This is a genomic window from Paraniabella hibiscisoli (assembly GCF_022512515.1).
Taxonomy (GTDB): domain Bacteria; phylum Bacteroidota; class Bacteroidia; order Chitinophagales; family Chitinophagaceae; genus Niabella; species Niabella hibiscisoli.
Window position 1 is genome coordinate 758744 of sequence record NZ_JAKWBK010000001.1, and the last position, 19141, is coordinate 777884.

26 protein-coding genes and 1 pseudogene are annotated in these 19141 nt (G+C 39.7%); 5 read left to right on the forward strand and 22 right to left on the reverse strand.

Annotated features, from left to right (window positions below; translation table 11 throughout):
• Window positions 1-529: 529 nt before the first annotated feature.
• The 10 genes from MKP07_RS04885 to MKP07_RS04925 all read right to left on the reverse strand — a co-directional run bounded on the left by MKP07_RS04885 (window position 530) and on the right by MKP07_RS04925 (window position 7234).
• Window positions 530-847, reverse strand: a complete 318-nt coding sequence (locus MKP07_RS04885; RefSeq protein ID WP_240845416.1) for a hypothetical protein — start codon at window positions 845-847, stop codon at window positions 530-532.
• Window positions 848-900: 53 nt separating this feature from the next.
• Window positions 901-1359 (reverse strand): hypothetical protein, encoded by a 459-nt coding sequence (locus MKP07_RS04890; protein ID WP_240845418.1) that lies wholly within the window; start codon window positions 1357-1359, stop codon window positions 901-903.
• Window positions 1360-1540: 181 nt separating this feature from the next.
• A complete protein-coding gene (locus MKP07_RS04895) occupies window positions 1541-2365 on the reverse strand; it encodes a hypothetical protein (protein WP_240845420.1) in 825 nt (274 codons plus the stop codon).
• A gap of 202 nt (window positions 2366-2567) precedes the next feature.
• On the reverse strand, window positions 2568-3284 hold the full coding sequence (locus MKP07_RS04900; protein ID WP_240845422.1) for a hypothetical protein: 717 nt from the start codon (window positions 3282-3284) through the stop codon (window positions 2568-2570).
• A 178-nt stretch (window positions 3285-3462) separates the two neighbouring features.
• Window positions 3463-4071: a hypothetical protein gene (locus MKP07_RS04905; RefSeq protein WP_240845424.1), complete on the reverse strand. Its 609-nt coding sequence runs from the start codon at window positions 4069-4071 to the stop codon at window positions 3463-3465.
• 164 nt (window positions 4072-4235) lie between these two features.
• Window positions 4236-4718: a DUF4184 family protein gene (locus MKP07_RS37685; protein ID WP_317235948.1), complete on the reverse strand. Its 483-nt coding sequence runs from the start codon at window positions 4716-4718 to the stop codon at window positions 4236-4238.
• Complete coding sequence (locus tag MKP07_RS37690; protein WP_262919149.1) at window positions 4646-4969, reverse strand: DUF4184 family protein; 324 nt, start codon at window positions 4967-4969, stop codon at window positions 4646-4648. The genes MKP07_RS37685 and MKP07_RS37690 overlap by 73 nt, the downstream gene beginning before the upstream one ends.
• A 438-nt stretch (window positions 4970-5407) precedes the next feature.
• Window positions 5408-6130: a hypothetical protein gene (locus tag MKP07_RS04915; protein ID WP_240845426.1), complete on the reverse strand. Its 723-nt coding sequence runs from the start codon at window positions 6128-6130 to the stop codon at window positions 5408-5410.
• 63 nt (window positions 6131-6193) lie between these two features.
• The gene (locus MKP07_RS04920; RefSeq protein ID WP_240845428.1) at window positions 6194-6343 is read right to left on the reverse strand and encodes a hypothetical protein; all 150 of its coding nucleotides are present in this window, start codon (window positions 6341-6343) and stop codon (window positions 6194-6196) included.
• 483 nt (window positions 6344-6826) lie between these two features.
• On the reverse strand, window positions 6827-7234 hold the full coding sequence (locus MKP07_RS04925) for a hypothetical protein (protein WP_240845429.1): 408 nt from the start codon (window positions 7232-7234) through the stop codon (window positions 6827-6829).
• 566 nt (window positions 7235-7800) lie between these two features.
• Here MKP07_RS04925 and MKP07_RS04930 point away from each other — a divergent pair.
• Window positions 7801-8936 (forward strand): annotated as a pseudogene (locus MKP07_RS04930) (serine hydrolase domain-containing protein).
• 66 nt (window positions 8937-9002) lie between these two features.
• On the opposite strand, the gene MKP07_RS04935 reads toward MKP07_RS04930, so the two are convergent.
• From MKP07_RS04935 to MKP07_RS04975, 10 genes are all read right to left on the reverse strand, one after another.
• Window positions 9003-9680 carry a hypothetical protein gene (locus MKP07_RS04935; RefSeq protein ID WP_240845430.1) on the reverse strand — a complete coding sequence of 226 codons (678 nt, stop codon included), beginning with the start codon at window positions 9678-9680 and terminating at the stop codon, window positions 9003-9005.
• A 76-nt stretch (window positions 9681-9756) separates the two neighbouring features.
• Window positions 9757-10362, reverse strand: coding sequence for a Crp/Fnr family transcriptional regulator (locus MKP07_RS04940; protein ID WP_240845431.1), 606 nt, complete (start codon window positions 10360-10362; stop codon window positions 9757-9759).
• A gap of 375 nt (window positions 10363-10737) precedes the next feature.
• A complete protein-coding gene (locus MKP07_RS04945) occupies window positions 10738-11127 on the reverse strand; it encodes a nuclear transport factor 2 family protein (RefSeq protein ID WP_240845432.1) in 390 nt (129 codons plus the stop codon).
• A gap of 264 nt (window positions 11128-11391) precedes the next feature.
• Entirely contained in the window at window positions 11392-11661 is a 270-nt protein-coding gene (locus MKP07_RS42125; RefSeq protein WP_394803531.1) for a TetR/AcrR family transcriptional regulator, read from the reverse strand.
• Window positions 11662-12019: 358 nt separating this feature from the next.
• Window positions 12020-12622, reverse strand: coding sequence for a CDP-alcohol phosphatidyltransferase family protein (locus MKP07_RS04950; RefSeq protein WP_240845434.1), 603 nt, complete (start codon window positions 12620-12622; stop codon window positions 12020-12022).
• A 209-nt stretch (window positions 12623-12831) separates the two neighbouring features.
• Window positions 12832-13176, reverse strand: a complete 345-nt coding sequence (locus MKP07_RS04955) for a hypothetical protein (protein ID WP_240845436.1) — start codon at window positions 13174-13176, stop codon at window positions 12832-12834.
• Window positions 13142-13486 carry a hypothetical protein gene (locus MKP07_RS04960; protein WP_240845438.1) on the reverse strand — a complete coding sequence of 115 codons (345 nt, stop codon included), beginning with the start codon at window positions 13484-13486 and terminating at the stop codon, window positions 13142-13144. The genes MKP07_RS04955 and MKP07_RS04960 overlap by 35 nt, the downstream gene beginning before the upstream one ends.
• A 96-nt stretch (window positions 13487-13582) precedes the next feature.
• Window positions 13583-13789, reverse strand: coding sequence for a hypothetical protein (locus tag MKP07_RS04965; RefSeq protein WP_240845440.1), 207 nt, complete (start codon window positions 13787-13789; stop codon window positions 13583-13585).
• A 95-nt stretch (window positions 13790-13884) separates the two neighbouring features.
• The gene (locus tag MKP07_RS04970) at window positions 13885-14289 is read right to left on the reverse strand and encodes a hypothetical protein (protein WP_240845442.1); all 405 of its coding nucleotides are present in this window, start codon (window positions 14287-14289) and stop codon (window positions 13885-13887) included.
• Window positions 14290-14309: 20 nt separating this feature from the next.
• Entirely contained in the window at window positions 14310-14630 is a 321-nt protein-coding gene (locus tag MKP07_RS04975) for a hypothetical protein (RefSeq protein WP_240845444.1), read from the reverse strand.
• A 164-nt stretch (window positions 14631-14794) separates the two neighbouring features.
• On the opposite strand from MKP07_RS04975, the gene MKP07_RS04980 reads away from it, so the two are divergent.
• From MKP07_RS04980 to MKP07_RS04990, 3 genes are all read left to right on the forward strand, one after another.
• Entirely contained in the window at window positions 14795-16477 is a 1683-nt protein-coding gene (locus MKP07_RS04980) for a hypothetical protein (RefSeq protein WP_240845446.1), read from the forward strand.
• Between the two features lie 189 nt (window positions 16478-16666).
• Complete coding sequence (locus MKP07_RS04985) at window positions 16667-17167, forward strand: GNAT family N-acetyltransferase (RefSeq protein WP_240845447.1); 501 nt, start codon at window positions 16667-16669, stop codon at window positions 17165-17167.
• 135 nt (window positions 17168-17302) lie between these two features.
• Window positions 17303-17569, forward strand: a complete 267-nt coding sequence (locus MKP07_RS04990) for a DsrE family protein (protein ID WP_240845449.1) — start codon at window positions 17303-17305, stop codon at window positions 17567-17569.
• A gap of 41 nt (window positions 17570-17610) precedes the next feature.
• On the opposite strand, the gene MKP07_RS04995 is transcribed toward MKP07_RS04990, so the two are convergent.
• The gene (locus tag MKP07_RS04995) at window positions 17611-18228 is read right to left on the reverse strand and encodes a TlpA disulfide reductase family protein (protein ID WP_240845451.1); all 618 of its coding nucleotides are present in this window, start codon (window positions 18226-18228) and stop codon (window positions 17611-17613) included.
• 54 nt (window positions 18229-18282) lie between these two features.
• Window positions 18283-18438, reverse strand: a complete 156-nt coding sequence (locus MKP07_RS05000; RefSeq protein ID WP_240845453.1) for a hypothetical protein — start codon at window positions 18436-18438, stop codon at window positions 18283-18285.
• 83 nt (window positions 18439-18521) lie between these two features.
• Here MKP07_RS05000 and MKP07_RS05005 point away from each other — a divergent pair, with 83 nt between their 5' ends.
• A complete protein-coding gene (locus MKP07_RS05005; RefSeq protein ID WP_240845455.1) occupies window positions 18522-19088 on the forward strand; it encodes an RNA polymerase sigma factor in 567 nt (188 codons plus the stop codon).
• Window positions 19089-19141: the final 53 nt, after the last annotated feature.

Sequence of the window (19141 nt, forward strand, 5' to 3'; positions counted from 1 at the left end):
AATGGTTTTCATGGGAAGCAAGCCTGCCGTTAATAGAAATTTAGGACGTTTGATCTCGTGCGTGACATCTAACATTAAATAAAATTTCTCTTGTAATTGTGACGCCATTACTTCCCGAAAGGAATTGGAAAAACGACCAGCCTCCTTTGTAAAAGTTGCCCACTTATGATATTTAAAATCTTCTTCCATAATAGAGTTGTGGTAACCTGGAAAGTACGAAATGAGTTTACAAATATTTACAACGCCTACCCTGATACCGCTTTAATTGTCAATAATATTTTTATTAGCTCATAGGCAATCTCCGGTGTTTCAATTGGCTCCCAAGCAGTTTTGCTAATGTACTTATTTTTTGTAAAACGAGATACCGTTTTCCGTACTTAAGAAGGTGTACATTCTTGAGGAGATTCCTCGGCTCCACTCCGTTGCGCTCGGAATGACGGTAGCAGGCGTTCTTCCATCCGGGCATCGGTGGCATTAACAACTCCTCTCCGCCCCGCTTTGCCCTTACCATTTCAGGCAGCGCGTTGTTTCATTCCAAAATCAGTTTGCCGTCTTCTTTCAAAATTTCCTTTCCGTCTTTCATTATATAAAGTCTGATTTCGGACATACTTGGGTTTTCAACCATAGTTCGGTAAACTTTGTAAGTATAATGTTCGTTTACAAAAGTAAAAACGTGGTTTCCTCCGCTTCCTTCAAATACTTTCTCGCCATCGGTTAAAATGATATCTGGCTTTGAAGATTCTTTTTCGCCCACCTTCCAGGAAGCATAGCGGTATTTATAATTCGCTAACTCGTCAATCCGGATATGGTATTTCTTTGTTTGTATTTTGTAGGTAGGACTTACCAATGTTTTTAATGAAGTGTGCAGGTTTTCCTTGTCTTTAATAATTAGCGTTTCCCTTAATTTTTTTCAATCTCACTCTGATAGTTTACCGCAGTTATGACGGCGTCACTATAGCCCAGCCACACAAGGCCATTGTCTAGCATAACTCCTTGCCAACCCACAGCCGACCATTGCTCCAATTTGGAATTGGCAATTTTATCAATAAGAGTGGTGTCAAACACCTCGTTGAACCGCTGTTTAAAGGTTTCTTTGTCTCTAATGGGCGGTATTGGATATTCCCTGTGTAAAGGATAATTTATTCTGTTGGCAATTTTGTCAATGTTGTTCTCTTTAAATAAAGCGATAATAGTTTTAACACGCTCAGTTTGCTCTTCGGTAAGATCTACCTGTCTTACTTGTTTGCCCGCCGTGTCAACCGGTTGTTTGTGGGTTGTTACGGTGTTTTTACTGCTGTTTTGATTACAGCTCAACAGCAAAACTGCCAGTGCTATTATTGTTAGTGTACAATGTTTCATTTTGTGTTTAGTATGGGTTTCGTATGATTGCCGATGCTTTTTGGTTTTGCGTTCCGGCAGGCTAGGAACCCAAAATTGTTAATGGCCGGTTGCTTTCTCACTTTTATTTGTCCGTCCGATAATAATTAATATTTCCTGTGAACTCCTATGGTCGCCGTCCTGGTCTGTTGTTCCCCTCTCGTCAGTTGTCCAGTCCATATTTCTGTTTTGCTTTAAAATGTCCCGTTTGTTTGTCGTAAAGGAAAATATATTTTATTGAAATTCTGTCCGCCGGATTTTCAATTGTAAATGGTTTCCCATTCTCAACGTCATACCACAAACTGTCTTTTGTATATTTTCCTAACATCAACTTTTGTCCAGTAAATACGATATCGTTGAAGCCATCTTTGTTTTCGTCTTTAAACCCAATTTTAAGTTCGTTGGGTTCAAACACAGAAAGGTCTTCGTGAGCATCATAAGTCTGAACGTCATAGTCGAAATAGCCCTCATAAACATTCTGTAAAGTGTCTGAAGATATTCTATAAATTTCGTGTCCGCCATTTCCTTTTGCTGTTGCAGTAACTGTCAATAGAAATGGGTTTTGATTTGGAAAAATTGTAACGAAGTCAAACCGTTGTCTCGATAACGATTTTACCAACCCGCCTTCTGTTGTCAAGAGTAGTCGATATTTCCAAGGATAAGTAGCCATACAACCATCTCCGTAGTCATACTCAATAAAAATGTAGTCGTTGTCCGAGCCGTAAATTTTTACTTTTTTATAATTCATGATTTTTTCGTTTGCCTTTTGAGAAGGGCTTTCGTCAACTTCAAGTCCAAAAACTTGTCGCAGGTCAGCAATGAATTTGGTAGTATCTTTTATTGTCGGAAAGTCGGCAACTTGTCTAAATACTGTATCTGCTTTTTCTTGAGTTTCTGTCACAGGTAATTTTTCGTCTTTCGGTGTCTGTTTGTTAACACAACCAAAAGTCGTCAAAGTCAAAATTATCAATATGAGCAGCGTCTTCATACAATTACTGGTAACTCGAAAATATCCGAAAAGTATCGCTCATTAATTGTTTATAAACGCTTACAACACCTACCGATCTTTCTCTTTAATTGTTATCAATATTGTTAATAGCTACCGGGCAATGTTTGGTGTTTCCACTGGCCTCCCAAAGCAGTTTCGCTAATGTACTTATTTTCTAAAACAATATGTGGCTACAGCTTCGTTATGCTCGCAATATTTTTTCCGCAATGGCTAAGCAGTTTTCCAGAGTCCCGATTGTTCCCATATTGTCAGTTTGAAGTTTGTAAAGCCTGTTTGCAATATTATGTTTATCAGGGTTTGTCTTCAATAAATCAAATACTTCAGGAACATAACTTTTGTATTCATCCCTGGGAGCAATATCGTTAATACCCAGAGGATCCCAGTCAGACCAAAGGATGTCATCAATTTTTTTATAAAGTAAAAAATCCGAGTTGGTTGTTAAATTGTTCCTGAATTTCTTATTGCCGTTAAACACCAGAATAGTGGAGCGAACCTCTTCTTCAAGCCCTGTATCATCAAAATATGCTGCTGTATGTAGTGCCAGACTTGCAATATGATGCCCACTGTCACTATCGAATGGTGCAGGGAGCCCCGATGCATTGTAAGTTACTTTGGCAACAAGTTCTGCAAGTCTTAAATAATTGTCCGGCTTATAATCTTTATTGCTGAGGGCAAACGTTCTGATTTGGGTAAATTGTTGATGCGCTTCTTTCCACCGATCTTTATTATCAATTATTGAAAACAGGTTGGTAACCGAAGATGGATTATTTTCTACAAAATCGTTAAAACGGGATAAAACAAGCCCTGCCCAACCTGGCCTTATGTCGTTCGGTAACCTTTGAAAAATTTCTTGTCCGATTTTGATGTTAGTCTTTAGGTCGTAAAGTTCGGTATTCATACAAGTAAGATGGATGATTACAGCTGTTCAATTGCCTGATTAGCAGTTTTGCTAATGTAATACTTTTTATAAAACGAGATATGGTTTTCTGTGCACGGCGAAAACAGTTTTCAGTCGGGCAGGCTTTGTAACCCTGATATATGTAACTGCAATCAACAAATCCCATGTTGGTGTCTGGTTACTTCGTCAGCGTCACTCCATCTCCTCGCATCCAAATGTTACCTTTTTTAAAATTCTTAATATTCTCTTCAGATCTTGTTGTCAACTTAACGAAGTGTAACTTGATTTTATCCCCTTCATTTTGGCCGTCCCAGGTTACTGACAACAAATTATTTTCGTCGATTTCGTATGTGTTGTAGTCGCCATGTATAATATTACCATCAATCATAAATATTAAAGAGTCGGTTTTATAGTTGAGTGGATAGTACTTGGCTATTAAGTTCGGCAGGGAAATAGCCTTAGGGAAATAGTTATTCTTTGCTACTAAATGAATTTGTCTATCATATTTGACGCTGTCAATCTCAACGGGCTTGTAAATAACTTTTAGACTCTCCATAAGTTCTGGATTTGTAGACACCAATAAGGAATGTTTTATAAATCGGTCATTCAAAAAATAGGCAGTTTTCCGGGCTTGCTTTCCCGGGCCAATCGTTATAAGTGTATAAACAGAGGTATCATTTGGTATCCGCTCATGCAATTTTGAAACGTCATTTGTCTTGTTTGTTGGTGTTTGGCCAAAAATATTTGTAGGCCCAATCGCAAGCGCCAATAGTATAAGCTTTTTCATCTTTTACAAAGTGTTTATAGGGTTTCTGCTAAACTTACCACCAACGTTTCGAGTATTGCCGAAGGCGGGGATTTTTAGCACTAAAGTTCAATCGAAGAACGAATGTTTGAACCTGCACAAATGTCCAATCGAAGCAAGTCAGCCCGCCTATTGCCAACCTGATGTTATAGCCAGTTTTTATTTCTTTTCGTTATTAATGATGTCAAAATTAATGAAATTAGTGTCGCTGAAATGCTTGTTACAATTACATTTCCGTATTGTCTGATGTCAAGTCCGCATAAAATTCGTGTCGCAATAATTGTCAAAGCCAAACCTGCGAAAATTGTCCAGTATTTCAAATTTACGTTTTCGCTTTCTGTCTTGTCTGTCGGCAGTTTGTAAACTGCAAAAGCAATTACAAGTCCTCCAACTATTGTGCTTGAATGTTGCAAGATTTTTAAAATTGGAATTTGTCTGCCAAACAATTCAACTGTGTTTGTCAGCGTTGGAATTGTCTGCACGAAGTAACCGTGTTCGTGTGTAAAACTGTCCCAAAGTATATGTGAAGCTGCACCGATGAGAATTGAAATTGCAATTACAAACCAGTTTCTTTTAAAATGTCCGTTCCAGTCAAATTGTCTAAATGCTGAAAATCTTGATTTAAAAATGTCGGCAAGTTGTCAAACAAACTATTGCGAACGATGTCGTGAAAAATGAAAGCAAACAAAAGTCCTAACGGCAAGTCAAACCAAAAAAGTCCGTCAAGTGTATGGCTGTAATTGCTTTTAATTCTCATTCGTAAAAAATATTCAAAGTCCGGTGTCAAACTACCAATTACAAGTGCCGTCAGCGAAAACCATTTTTTCGGCAAGTATGTTAGAGGTAAAACTATTGCTGGATGTGAGAATGTAAATGGCATTTTTTCGTATTTTCTGTCTGTTTACGGGTCGTCCTAAAATTGGCTATAACTCAGAAATATGCAAAACAAAGATCATGATTAGTCGTTTATAAACATTTATAAATACTTACAATGCTTTCCAAGTCTGCTTTAATTGTCAATAATATTGTTAGTAGCTATCGCGCAATCTTTGGTGTTTCCATTGGCTCCCAAAGCAGTGTTGCTAATGTACTTATTTTTTGTAAAACAGGATACGGTTTTCGGTATTTAATTGCCTTCGTCAGGCTCAGGCTGACATCCGTTTTTATTCTTCCCATTTATCAATCAGTTCAAATTTATTGTCAATTAACATTTGTTTAAATTGTGTTCTTGTCAAGCTGTTTCCAAGTCTATAATGAAAATGGTGATAACCCAACTCCAAATTGTAAAAATCTCTTGTTTGCTCATAACCTAGCTCAATTATATTTCCGATAAAATCACGGAATACACCCTCGTCTTTAGTATGTAGTTGTATTTTTTGTGGGCGTCAAGTGTTAAGTTAGTCTCCCGTAGCAGAGAGTGGACTACGATATCTAAGTAGCCATTTTCAAGAGTATTTATCTTTTGAGTTTTAAGAAAGTCGATTACGCTATGCTTGTCAGTGAAATGTTTTGCAACCCAAAGTTCTGTCAAATCACTTTCCCAGTAATTTCTGACATACACCCAAAATCCATCAATCGTCGGTATGAATTCAATTGTTTTGAAAAATGTATCTATTAGATTTTGTTTAGTAAGAACCAGTTCCAGTTCAAAAACTCCATTGTCGTTTGCCCCGTAAGCAACAAAGTTTTCCATAATTAAATCATATTCGTATTCTCCTTCATCAACACTTTTAACTACCCCAATTGGTGGAATGAATTCTTTGTCTGGGTCATCGAACGGATAGGTGTAAGTTGTTGGTCGCATGTAAACATTGTCTGAGATTTTAACCAATTCATTGCTGTTATCAATTACATCAAAGTTTTCAAGCAATGAAGCTTCTGCCAGGTTATGATTTGCAAATTTATATTCAACAGATGCTTTTATTGTCTTGTCTAATGCGTCTCCCAAATGATCGCCATAAGCATAAAAGTTTCCGACAATTCCTGTTTCCGTGTCTTTTTGTCCGTCAATTAGTAAATACCAAAGTTCATTTTTTATCATTCTGAAGTCCTCTTTAAAAAATGTATTGCAACTCCTGGGGACGCGAAATATTCATTTTAAAACTTATGAATACTTAGGACGCTGATCCCTGTTTTTCTTAGTTGTCAATAATATATTAATAGCTATCAGGTAGTCTACTGTGTTTCCATTGGCTCCCAAAGCAGTGTTGCTAATGTACTTATTTTTTGTAAAATGAGATGTGGTTTTCCGCATTTTGTAGAGATGCTTAAGAATGGATGATGTTTGGATTCAAAGCAACTGCCCGGTTGTAGATCTTTACCCATTTATCCAGGTCGATAGCTATTTCTTCTTCAACATCATCAAAGGAAATCCAACAACCGCAGGTTTTCGAAAGTTCAATGAGTTGGTCTATGTCAGGTTTTGAGATGATGCCTTGCCCATACTTTTTGGACCGCTCATAAAACTATTCAATAATACATACTCTAAATTTTCCATCCATCGGGCCGAGTAACATTTTTCACTCAATTCGCTCATAAAATCAGCAAGATTTCTTTGGTCTATATTTAAGTCATTAAGCATTGTGTAAAAAATCAATGTAATTATTTGATGATTTTGTCAATCCCTGGTGTCTCCATTGGCTTCCCAAAGCAGTGTTGCTAATGTACTTATTTTTTGTAAAACAACGTACAGAGTTCCATAATTTCACTACTATCAACTAGCCTTATTGGCTGCAAATTATTGAGACCAAAAAAGCTTTTCAAATGTTCTTTTCTTCTTGACCTCTTCTTCCTTTAGGTTCTCGTATTTTATCCAGTCGTAAGTACCATGCTCGGTATGATAAACGACTACCTTATGTTGTAGTACTTCATCAATTAATCGCGTGAGTGTAACAAAACAATCATCAAGGTCGGCAATTTCATAGCTGCTTATATGTGTATGTACATCCGTCTTGCCATCTGGGGTTTCCAGACCAAATGTTATTTCGCTGTTATAGGTAGCTATCCACATTAAAAATTTACCTGAGTCGCTTTTCAAATCACACTCAAAAGAATCATCGTCATTATATTTTACTGAAGGTAAAAATTCAGGAAAGTTTTTCGCTAAAAAATCAAAAACATATTTTGAAAATATCTTTTGCTCCATTTTTTAAGTATGGCTGGCCTTCCCACAGCAGCTTTGCTAATGTACTTATTATTTTAAAACAATTCGCCGCTCCGGTAATTTACTACTGTGAAAAACATTGCTGGCTAGGGATGTTTCAGACTTTGCGCTCGAGTGATTTCAAGGCAAAAAGTGTCAAGCCTGCATGTCAGTCCGCCTGACACAAAAATCCGCACCTGTGGCAGTTTTTATTTTTCTGTCCAATATTTTTCTTTTAACTATTCAGTCTTTTTAATGTCGCAACCTAATACAAATACCCGGTAAACAGGTCTGTCTATTCCGTTGGTGAACAAATACCACCCGCGGCGAAAATTGAAATGTATCTGTCAATATGGTAGCCGCAAAATATATAAAACGACAGGGTAAAGCAATACCTTTGAAGAACTGATGTGCCTGAGAAAGCGGACATCCTGAACAGTGATAATTTTTTTATCCCGCCAAATGACGACTTGGGTATTGTTAATGTGCAGTGCTTTACAATAATCAAAGTTTAAAAATATATGCGTTTTCCAAATTACTTCCTGTTTCCATTGTTATTTCTCGTACCGATGAGCGATACCATCGCACAATCAATCCGTCGCATCAACGGCTCTTCGATTAATGCAGACAGCCTGGATCAGCGGGTGAAGCAACTGATAGAGAAAGCAAGAGTAACAGGACTTTGTTTAACCGTCTTCAACAACAACCAACCGGTATTTGCCAAAACCTATGGCTATGCCATTGCAGCCACACAACAACCCATGACTCCTTCTACGGCATTATACGGTTTGTCACTTAGCAAGGCTGTTTTTGCTCATTTGGTAATGCAATTGGTTGATGAAAAGAAAATCGACCTGGATAAACCCTTAGTAAACTACCTGCCCCGATCGCTAATGACCTATACGTTTCCGGGGAAGCTCAGTTCTTACAAAGATCTGGAAACGGATGAACGATATAAAAAGATAACAGCCCGCATGTGTCTGACTCATACTACGGGATTTCCCAACTTTAGATGGTTTGAACCGGATAAAAAATTACGTATCAAGTTTGAACCAGGTACTCGGGTCAGCTATTCAGGTGAAGGGCTATATTTCTTGCAGGTGATCATTCAGGAAATAACAGGAAGAGACCTTGAATCACTGGCCAGGGAATATATTTTGCTCCCTGTGATATGCCAACATCCAGCTATGTTTGGCAGTCGGGATATGAGAAAGCATATGCGGTGGGCCATGATGACAAAAACGATAGCACCTTTTTTCCCCGCAGGCCTTTACCCAATGCAGCAGGTTCTCTGACAACCACAATGGAAGAATTTAACCGCTTCTATACCATGTTGATTAATGGCAGGAGGTTGTCGAAGCAATCTTTTAATGAAATGACGCAAAGCCAGATACGCATCCGATCGGTTAAACAATTTGGCCCTCTTTCCTGGAAGGATTCAACTTTAAATGACAATATACAGCTTGGGTATGGTCTCGGGTATGTTGTACTTCATTCACCTTACGGGCCTGCATATTTTAAAGAAGGAAACGATGTGGGTTGGGGCCACTATTGTATTGCTTATCCCGATAAAAAAATTGCGGTTGTGATACTCACCAATTCTCAAAACGGTGAAAGCATTTTTAAAGACTTACTTCAAGAAGCTATTGGCGACATATATACACCGTGGTTTTGGGAAAATTACATCCCCTGGTACCAGCTGTAAAGATATCTGGTTTCGCAGGCAACATCAGAATCAGCCCTTGCGGGTATTTCTCACTAGCAAGCCTCCTCAGGCAAATGAATAGGGCAATAGATCAGTGGTGAAAGCTACCAACTGCGGCGAACTAAAAATTGTAACCAAAATGCAGCCCTGGCTCCGGTGTATACTTGCCCCACTTGTCATCCTTTTGTTTGAAACCATCAGGCATTTTCGTGTGATAAAGGCGACCGGCAACACCGACTGATGGCTGTATAAAAACCGGTCTTTAAATAGCTTCACGTGATAGCCAGCCCGGTAAGTAGTGAAAATATGAAAACCATTGTCCACCTTTTTACCCTTTTCGTTTACAAAAGTTTGGAACATAGGCATTACATGTGCTGCCGCATAAAACCCTTTCCAGAAAAATCTTTGATACACCAGGGCGATACCATAATCTCTTATATAACCCGGGAACTTCTCTTCCGCCTTCCCGTATGATTGATTGAAGAAGGGATTAATACCAAGAGGCCAGGCATATTTCCAGGTGATGAGTTCCAGTGAAACCACATCCCTCCCGGTAATGCGATAGCCAACATTAAGCTGAGCGAGGTTGGGTGGGTTTACGGTAGAGAAATTGCCTAATAAAAACAGGGTGCTGCCCACAAACCACTTTTTGTGGGTGCTGTCTTCACGGGCATATTGCGCATTCAGGGCTAAACTGTTAAGCACTGTTACTATTAAAGCCAACCATAAAATCTTCTTTTGCATGTCTTTTATTATTAAATGACGGCAAAAGTAGAGAGGAACCTCAGCTTAAAATCGTTCACTTAAGTGAAGAAATCGGCTACGCTTTGCTATTTTCCAGGATCCTGGCTCTCAGCCTGCTTAGTGATTGCGGTTTAATGCCGAGGTAGCTGGCTAGCTGGTGCTGTGGCACCCGTTGCAATAGGTCTGGCCTTTTTTGTATTAAGTTGAGGTAGCGCTGTTCGGGCGAAGACGTTCTAAACTGGTCAAAGTCTATTTGCTGCAGCGTTAAACGCTCTTCCGATAGCATTCTGCACAAGGTTTCAAACCTGGGAAATCTGCGGTTAGCATCTGCTTCCATATCCGAATTGGAAACGGTGAGTATCGAGTCTTCCAAACAACTGATATAATACTCGGAGGGCGCCTTAGTTATGATGCAATGAGGTGTTAACACGTCCATTTCGGTGTAGAAGGCTGTTGTCTTTTCTTCACCATCTATCACATAATAGGTGCGGATACATCCCTGCAGGACAAAGTAGCTGTCTTTCGATTGCTGACCTTCTTTAAGTAAGATGGTGCCCTTCTTTACCGAGCGAAAAATGTCGAGTGAAATGATCTCGTTTTTCTCTTCTTCTGAAAGGGACATATACTTTGACAGAAAATTAAATAGTACTTCGTACATGTTGATTTGTTCGGGGGCTTCCATTACAATTACTATATCTGATAACGTTCGTGCGGACGTCGTGGTGAAATTGAAGCACAAATGTTCAATCGCTAATGGGAGCTAAAATAATAAAAAAGCTGAGGCTTGCACTTCAGCCACTTAACTCAAACACCTTTTTACCTGCCCGCATATGATCAGTCTTTTCTCCCTGGTCATTATTTATCACCAGCAAGCCTTCTCATAGGCAACTCAGTGCATATTGTGACCGGTTGGCGAAAAATATCAATCGTGGCGAAGGCAAAAGCCTGACCGAAAAGAAGATGTTTGACTCGACACAAATAGCCAACCGAACATTTCTTTACAGCTTTGGCGAAGCCTGTTGGCCTGCGAGGCATTATAAATATCTTTCCGATTCATTTATCTCCAGGTCGTTAATGCTTGCATATCTTTTTTCATCAGTCCATTTTCGTCAAATTCCCAATTTTCATTTCCATAGGCTCTAAACCATTGCCCATCCTTATTATGATACTCGTACTCAAACCTTACTGCAATCCTATTTTTCAGAGAATGTGCCCAATATTCCTTCCTGAGCTTATAATTAAATTCCTTTTTCCATTTATCTGATAAGAATTGTACGATTTCCGCTCTGCCATTAACAAATGTACTCCGGTTTCGCCATTCGCTGTCTACGGTATATGCCAGCGAAACCTTTTCCGGATCCTGCGAGTTCCAGGCATCTTCAGCCATTTTAATTTTTTGTTTTGCGCTTTCCAATGTAAAAGGTGGAAGCGGATGTTTCTGTTCCATATTGTACTATTTATATTAAATTGTTGATGATAGACTTTGACTTACTGACGATTTCATTTGATTTAAATAATTGACTTTCTATTATAGCGCTTTCAAACAGCAGGTATACATGCGTTGCCAATAGCTCATCGCCGACTAATTGTTTAAAAAAATTTCTCAAATCGTTTTTGTGATCCTGGATAACAGTAAGAATGCTACCCTGTTCCTTTGATATTTCAGATAAGATATTCAGGAAACTACAGCCTCTGAAATCTTCTTTTTCATTCATATAGATAATGAAGTCGAACGCTGCAATAACCTTTGTTTTAATTTTTTTGATCTTGATATGTAATTTAAAAGCTCATCAAACCAATATACATGCCTCCTATTCAGAAATTCAACACATAAGTCGTCCTTTGATTTGAAGTGTTGATAGAAGCTGGCTTTTGCAACATTTGCTTCCTGTATGATCTGGTTAATTCCTGTACTATTATAACCCTGCTGATGAAACAAAATGGAGGCTTGGTCTACTATTCTCTCTCTTGGTGAACTCATAATTCCTGATTGTCTAGCAAAAGTATGAAGAAAATAAATATAAACAGACAAGTCTGTCTATATATTTCTTAAAAAACTCTGACCATACCGAGAGATCGTTTTGCAGGAAACTCCAAAATACAAAACGGATATCTGGCATCAATGGGATACACACGTCTTTAAATACTTAAGTCTTGCTCGTATGGTTTGTATTTATTGCAAGTAATCTTACTATTAATTGCAGGGAACCCCTTCGGTATTTAAATCAGCTTTTTCAGCCATTTGTGTTAGCGAACTTTCTCGCTAAAGCAGTATAAAGTTGCCAGTACATGGCCAGGTTTCGTTCAGTAGGGTGCCGTTCTCTCCGATCATCGTATCCTCAGCCGTTAAACATTTTATGTCTCCTTATTACCTTACCCTGCCTTATTTGCAGGGCATGATACAAGGTAGGAACATCGTTAGCCCATCGTTTCAATGTAAAAATAATGGCTATTATTTCCAGCCTTGTTACCAGGCCAAGCCAAAAGCACATATTAAACAAGACGGTAGAATGACACTCCATAATAATCTCTATTAATGTTGCGAAAAGAACCAGGGTCCACATTTTAGCCCCGATCGAATGCGTTGCAATTTCTTTTTTAAACTTAATGAAACTTATAAGATATGCCAATAGCTCCAGCCCGATGAGCAAGGTAAGCTTTAAAGCTTGCGCGTTAAAAAAACCGGCGCATCTGATATATGCGGCAATTGTAACCGACACAAAAAATACCTGGTCAACTGTTGAGTCTAACCGTCTTAGTTTCTCAGTAGAAACATTCAGTTGGCGTGCAATAATGCCATCAAAAATGTCGCTCAACAATCCAATTGTCAGCAGCGAAATCGCAATCACCGGGAAATACCTGATTTCGACGATGCTCAGAAAAACTATTGTCAACCCCATTATAAGCCTCGAATAAATCAAGATGATAGGCAGTTTATTCATCAGTTATATTATTAACAATTCAGTCCTTTTAATCTGACACAAAGAAACAAAACTGCAAGGCCGGCTTTTTTGATAAATGTCAAAATCTTAGTTTCACAGATCTGGCTCTTTTCCGCCCTTGCTGATGTTTATCACCAGCAAGCGCCTCACCTGAAGTCAATCGACCGATCGTTGAAACACTAATTATGTTAATAAACTGAAAGATGCTTTTATTTAGATAGTTGCGCGGATTTTATTCCTTTTTTCTGATAGTTTTCTTTATTCATTTCATAGTGCATCATGGTCATCATATTTAAGTAGTTTTTCAAAGAATCGAGATTATACGCTTTCCTTAACTTGTCAATATTAGCGGAGTCTGCGAGTCCGATTTTAGGGATGGCTCTGCCCGTGGTTTCCACTTCATAAGTTACTTGTGTTCCAAATAATTGCTTTTCTCCTGCATTTACTTTTACACGGTCGTACAGGTAAGCGTAGTTATTGGGATTGGCATTGTGCTTTTTACTTGCTTGTTCATCGACTTCAATACCTTTTTTGAAATTCAGGGTATTTATCACAATGCTGAACCAGTAGCCAGAAATGCTGCGAGCCTTCTTTTCCTACTTTATCAAAACCAGGAAACCCATATTGATCAAATATAATCTCCACCTGCACTTTGTTGCTGGTAAAAACACTGTCTTTAAATTTTTCCCATTCTTCCCTGGGAAGTTCTTTGTATTTCCCTTGCGGAATATTTGCAGCAATCTGGTCAACATCTACCATGTCTTTCAATTGCTTTTGCAATAAGGCCTGATGGTCCGCTGTAAATTTTGCGGCGCAACCAGCTAAAATTCCGGAAACTAATAGAAACAAAATGGTCTTTTGCATCGAAGTATTATTTAATTATGGATGCTCAAAAGTATGCGATACAAATATCCGTTATAAAGGTTTATAATGTGTATTCCCGTAGCCCGCACCTTTCTTTCATTCATAACTATCCCCTTCCGACTGCTCATCCGGGCTGACAGCTACGTCATCCATTAGTGTAATTGCGGCATAAAACAACGTAGAAAGAGATTCCTCGCCAGCTTCGCAGGTCTCGGAATGTCCGAAGGACTCCTTTGGAGACGGTAGTAAGTGGCTGACATCCGTTTTAGCATTATCGGTGCCTGCTCCCGTCCCGGCGAGCACGGGTGGGCGTCCAGATCATACGTGTATCAGTGGCATAAAATAACCTGTAAACATGGGCAGCTTTAACCTCTATCAGAAATTGGCCTTTAAGCTGCCTACTGCTCTTTAATAAAATCATACGCCGCCTGTATATGATGATAACCTGGCCTGATGAGGCCGAGGCGTGGATTATTAAGATCGCTTATGACCAGCATGGTGAACGAAATGGTTACAAAGTAAATAACCGGCACCAGGAAATGAACACGGCTTTTAATACCATTCATAAAACCCACCAGGAAGCCTATAAGCAGGGATACGGTAATTAGTAAAAGCATAATAAACACTGGTGTCCGCTCATAATTGGCATAGGCATACAGCGTAGCCGCCGCCATAATCTGTTCGAAATACCCGGAGATCTTATCCACCACCTCAGCTTGCTGCGGAGTTGCCTGTTTTTTAAAGCTTCTCAGGTTTTTCCAGTAGGCATCGCTCATTTTTTGGGCCGTGGCAAAAGTGGTCACATCGCCCGTTTTCTCATAAATCAGTTGGTTTTGTAAAAACCGGTCAGCATATTTTGGGTATACCGATGCATGGAATCGGGTAGCTCGCGACTATAGCGATACAACATGTCAATATTATTTACTTCCCTGTGCAGGTTGGCCGAGCGTTCCCGATGCGCATTGCCGGCCTGTAAAAATGTAAAGGAAATGATAAGACCAAAAATGCCAATAATGGCATTTTCGATGCCTGAACTTTCCCAGCTGCGTTTCTTTTTATATACAGCCCCATAACGAATGCCAAGTATCAAAGACGTAAACAGCAGTAACACATAAAATATCATCCCCCATAGCGTGTTGAGCATAACGGTAATTGATTGGTTAGAGGTGATTTACCAATTGAATATACTAAAAATGGCGGACTGTTGCTGACTGCTACTTTAAAAAGATTTATACGGGTTAAAAGCCGTGCCCGCTACCCATACAGGTATTGGGGTATTTTTGTTCACGCCGTAATATTCATATAATTTTGCGAAGGTATCAATCAGCTGAAAGACTGTATTATGAGAAGAACCGCGAAAATTGCTCTTTATTTACAGATACTGCTCATCGCGGTGTTGATGCTGTATGGATGTGGAAAAGATACCAATCCGAAAAAGACAGTTCTAGTGAAACCAATCCTTCAGTTGTTAAACCAGAGCCGGAAAAAATCACACTTTTACCCAACGCGGCCTACAGGGATACGTTACCACAAGGTGAAGGGACCTTACCTTTTGTTGCTACCAATAACACATTTGATTTTACGGGTAGAATTTTTAACGCCACTTCGGCCTACTCCCCCAACCTGTTAATGCCTCCAGGCATAGCCTCTGTTATTGCATTTACACTGGAGGGCGGCAGTAAACGCCCTACGGCATCTCTGGCTGCCACCAACAACAATGCCCTATCTCAGCTCTACGAAATGGGAGTTGAAGGCGGTAATATTTTTGTTAACACCGGTGGAGGTAATTATACCTACCATGGGCCGCTGGGAACATCGCTATTGGCATTTGAACGAACCACCGGTAATAGCATTTTATATACAAAATATACGGATGGAGTAAGAACGGTGCTTTACGATATGGGTAGAATGAGCGATACGTCTGCAAAGTTATATCCAAGGTTCAGTTCTTTAGAAGGTGGCACCAAACTAAAATATCTTCAATCGATCAATACCGTGGTGGTCAACGATGCGGGCAATCCTCTGTCGCAGATTTTTACATTCGAAAGCTATATCGATAATGCCTATTATGCCGCCAACGCCTTGAATGCAGGCGGCCAGAAATGCAAGAATGGGGATGCTGTAATAACCATCCCGGATAGCAAAGGCAATGTAAGTATTAAATATAACGGAGCCAGTGCTCCTACTCTTGGAATACCCAAATATTTAAATGGAAGTATTGCTGTAACCAATCAATCGGATGCAGTGTATCTTTCAAGTGAAGTGGCTTACAATTCATCCGTTTCAACAACTGGCCTCTACAACCTTCCGGAAGAAGTAACGATGGTTTTTAGAAAAATGCCCGGAACTGATTGGGAGGCTATTTCAACAACTGCTGATTACTACATTGGATTTGGTGGCGGCGCGCTTCGGGTAATGAGTCCTGCTGTTTTTTTACCGGGAACACTGCCCGATATTAATTTTAAAGTAGCTATCCTCCATGTTAGATTTTATAAAAGCGGTAGCGCCGATGCCGCTGATGTATGGCTGAATGGCATAAGCCTGGGAACAGTAACGACTTCCTCGGGAATGTACAGGAGCAAAAACAGGAGTATCAGCGTTCATACCAACGCAAGCGATCATGATTTGATTGCCAAATTTTATAAATCCGGGACCATTTCAGACCGGGCAGATTATTTAAAGCAACTCAACACTTATTTTAATGCCAATGAAGGGCCTTTAGCTAATCAGCCTTATGCTTCCAATGTGACCAAATCCAAAAGCGGCAATCAATACACTGCTAACTATGTGTACAATGGCCTTAAGCCTGAAAACGCCTCAGCGGTGCAATATCAATGGTATGAATTGATCAATAATGGAGCTTTCACACATGTTCCCCTGGGCACTACGAAAACGATTACCTACACAGGTCCTAATGCTATAAGACCTACCATAAAAGTGGTTGACAGTTTAGGAAACAGCTGGCGGTATGTAAACGGGCTGTACGAGTAAATAGCTAAACATATATCTTATACATAAGAAAAGAACGAATAATCCATCTTCTAAAGCTGGAAGAGCTAAGGGAGAGTTTACAGTTGCCTGCTAACCGGCGCTTGCTCAAAAGTTATTGATATATATTCGCCCTACATGTCTAATGATTAGCGGTTCCGCCTTTTGTACCTTTGTATTATATTTCTGTATATGAATTTTAGAAACGCAACGATCGAAGATCTGCAGGCTATAAGTGCGATTGAACATATATGCTTTCCGCCCAATGAGGCGGCCTCACAGCAATCTTTCACCCAAAGGCTTACCATTTTCCCCCAGTATTTCTGGCTATTGGAGGTAGAAGGCCGATTGGCAGGATATATCAACGGCATGGTCACCGATCATTCAACTATTCATGATGCTATGTTTGAACATGCTGAGCTGCATGACGAAAATGGAGCCTGGCAATCTGTTTTTGGACTGGCCGTATCCCCGGAATTTAGAAAAAGCGGCTATGCAGGGAAACTAATGCAACATCTTATTAAGCAGGCTACCAGCCAAAACAGAACCGGTATTACCCTTACCTGTAAAGAGCACCTGGTGGGTTACTATACCAAGTTTGGCTTTGAAGACCTTGGCATATCCCAGTCAACACACGGTGGGGAAAAATGGCATGATATGACACTTCGTTTAAAATCAACAGGAGAAAAATAGCGATGAATTATTTAGATGAAAACAGCAGTAACCATTTTAGTCCTGCTACAGCCCCCTGCAACAGTACTATGCATTATATGTTATTAATGAGTCGGGGCCTAAAATAAAAGGGTCATTGGCAATATCGCCAATGTATTGAAAGATCCCCGATTAGAAGGCAAGTTGTTTATTGAACTGGTGGTTTTTGGCGATGGCATAGAAATGCTGCTAAAGGCTAATAATTACGAGGAACTGCTAAAGCCTTTGATAGCGCAGGGAGTGGTGTTTGTACAATGTATGAATACGTTAACAGGGCGTGGTATATCGAGCGAAAAACTATATCCTTTTGTGCACTATGTGCCCAGCGCCAATGGAGAAATTATTTTACGTCAATATGAAGGCTGGGCCATCGTAAAGCCATAAGCCTGGCTTATGTGCGCAACGCCGGTTTTCTTACCGTTTGGCTATTCCTTTATAAATGTATTGACCTGGTTAATGAAATCCTCTGATGCATAGTTGGCAAAGCCCTCATGACGGAATACAACTTTTCCGGTCTTGTCTAAAACCAAAGTAGTAGGCAGGGTGCCGTTGTAAATGGCAGCAGGCACCGTAGATTTTGTTTTGAACATCGGGGTAATATAATTTTTCTTTGCCAGGAATCCTTTGCCTGCTGCCCAATCGTCATCTTCATTAATCATTAGAAAGAATATCTCAGGGTTGTTTTTAAACCTTGCATACAGTGTTTCAATGGAAGGGAATTCTGCGCGACAGGGAGGGCACCAGGAAGCCCAGAAATTGATAAAAACCACTTTTCCTCTCAATGATGCCGTATTTTGAACACCCCCTTTCTCGTCTTCAAAATCGAAACCTGATTCTAACTGAGGTATAGCAGCAGCTTTCTTTTCAATCTTTACATTGTACAATCCGGTACGCATCAGTTGCTGTATTACCCAGGACTTGGCTTCGGGACTTACGAACAGCGTAATGATGATAAGACCCATCAGGAGGGTAAATCCATGTTTACTTATAAAATTGCGTCCGCTCTTTTCAGCTATTTTCTGTTCTTTGTCGCTGCCTGTCATATAATCTACCGCTAAATCTGCTTGTCAATAATTGATCTGCAAAAATACATACAATTAGGTCTTTATATAGTGAGACGCTCCTAATACCAGGGCGTTAAGGCCATCTGCCAGAAAATGGTTTGGCCAAAAACATTTTTGAAAACCTTTTTTCTTACATTGCCAAAGGAAAATCTCTTTTGATACTTTGCCAGGCTCTTTAACTGCTGCCATTACAGGGTTGTTGAATGGAAGTGTACCATAGTGTATGATCCCTATAGATTGAATATAAACTTAAAAACAGACACAGGTTCTTTTTGAGCACGATAGCTGATATACAGGCGGGCAACTCCTTTGTTTTTGAACAGGTGTATGAAGAGTACTACCTGAAGTTATATCATTTTGTGTTAGGTAAAACAAGATCAGAATGGCTGGCAGAAGAAGTAACGCAAACCACATTTGTGAAGCTTTGGGAAAACCGTCAACGATTGAATCCTGAAATTTCGCTTTCGCTACAGGTATTCAGAATTGCAAGAACGACCATGATCGACTATATCAGAAAGCAAAATCACCTGAGCTTTGCCCTTACACAATTAAAAAATAAATCAGGCGAGGAGGCAGATCAGCTGGATAACGAAATAGATTATAACGAAACCAACCGCAAACTGGCAAAAGCTTTAACAGAGCTGCCAGAAATGAGACGGAAGGTTTTTGAGCTCAGCCGCCTGGAGGGAATGAGCTATAAAGATATTGCGGAGCATTTATCTATTTCGGTAAAAACGGTAGAAAAACATATTTCAAAAGCGCTTCAGCAATTGAGGCCGCTTTTACACGGGCTGGTGATGATTGGATGGATTTTGAGAAACTTTATAAAAAATATATGACCGGAGTAAGGGAACGGCCGGTTACAAACGTATGTATTATTAAGGCGCCAGAC

Bases quoted from the DNA above. Each gene is read 5' to 3' on its own strand.
- MKP07_RS04890 (WP_240845418.1), bottom strand. From the start codon at position 1,359: ATGAAACATTGTACACTAACAATAATAGCACTGGCAGTTTTGCTGTTG.
- MKP07_RS04895 (WP_240845420.1), bottom strand. From the start codon at position 2,365: ATGAAGACGCTGCTCATATTGATAATTTTGACTTTGACGACTTTTGGT.
- MKP07_RS04900 (WP_240845422.1), bottom strand. From the start codon at position 3,284: ATGAATACCGAACTTTACGACCTAAAGACTAACATCAAAATCGGACAA.
- MKP07_RS04905 (WP_240845424.1), bottom strand. From the start codon at position 4,071: ATGAAAAAGCTTATACTATTGGCGCTTGCGATTGGGCCTACAAATATT.
- MKP07_RS37690 (WP_262919149.1), bottom strand. From the start codon at position 4,969: ATGCCATTTACATTCTCACATCCAGCAATAGTTTTACCTCTAACATAC.
- MKP07_RS04915 (WP_240845426.1), bottom strand. From the start codon at position 6,130: ATGATAAAAAATGAACTTTGGTATTTACTAATTGACGGACAAAAAGAC.
- MKP07_RS04920 (WP_240845428.1), bottom strand. From the start codon at position 6,343: ATGCGGAAAACCACATCTCATTTTACAAAAAATAAGTACATTAGCAAC.
- MKP07_RS04925 (WP_240845429.1), bottom strand. From the start codon at position 7,234: ATGGAGCAAAAGATATTTTCAAAATATGTTTTTGATTTTTTAGCGAAA.
- MKP07_RS04935 (WP_240845430.1), bottom strand. From the start codon at position 9,680: ATGCAAAAGAAGATTTTATGGTTGGCTTTAATAGTAACAGTGCTTAAC.
- MKP07_RS04940 (WP_240845431.1), bottom strand. From the start codon at position 10,362: ATGGAAGCCCCCGAACAAATCAACATGTACGAAGTACTATTTAATTTT.
- MKP07_RS04945 (WP_240845432.1), bottom strand. From the start codon at position 11,127: ATGGAACAGAAACATCCGCTTCCACCTTTTACATTGGAAAGCGCAAAA.
- MKP07_RS42125 (WP_394803531.1), bottom strand. From the start codon at position 11,661: ATGAGTTCACCAAGAGAGAGAATAGTAGACCAAGCCTCCATTTTGTTT.
- MKP07_RS04950 (WP_240845434.1), bottom strand. From the start codon at position 12,622: ATGAATAAACTGCCTATCATCTTGATTTATTCGAGGCTTATAATGGGG.
- MKP07_RS04960 (WP_240845438.1), bottom strand. From the start codon at position 13,486: ATGCAAAAGACCATTTTGTTTCTATTAGTTTCCGGAATTTTAGCTGGT.
- MKP07_RS04975 (WP_240845444.1), bottom strand. From the start codon at position 14,630: ATGCTCAACACGCTATGGGGGATGATATTTTATGTGTTACTGCTGTTT.
- MKP07_RS04985 (WP_240845447.1), top strand. From the start codon at position 16,667: ATGAATTTTAGAAACGCAACGATCGAAGATCTGCAGGCTATAAGTGCG.
- MKP07_RS04995 (WP_240845451.1), bottom strand. From the start codon at position 18,228: ATGACAGGCAGCGACAAAGAACAGAAAATAGCTGAAAAGAGCGGACGC.
- MKP07_RS05000 (WP_240845453.1), bottom strand. From the start codon at position 18,438: ATGGCAGCAGTTAAAGAGCCTGGCAAAGTATCAAAAGAGATTTTCCTT.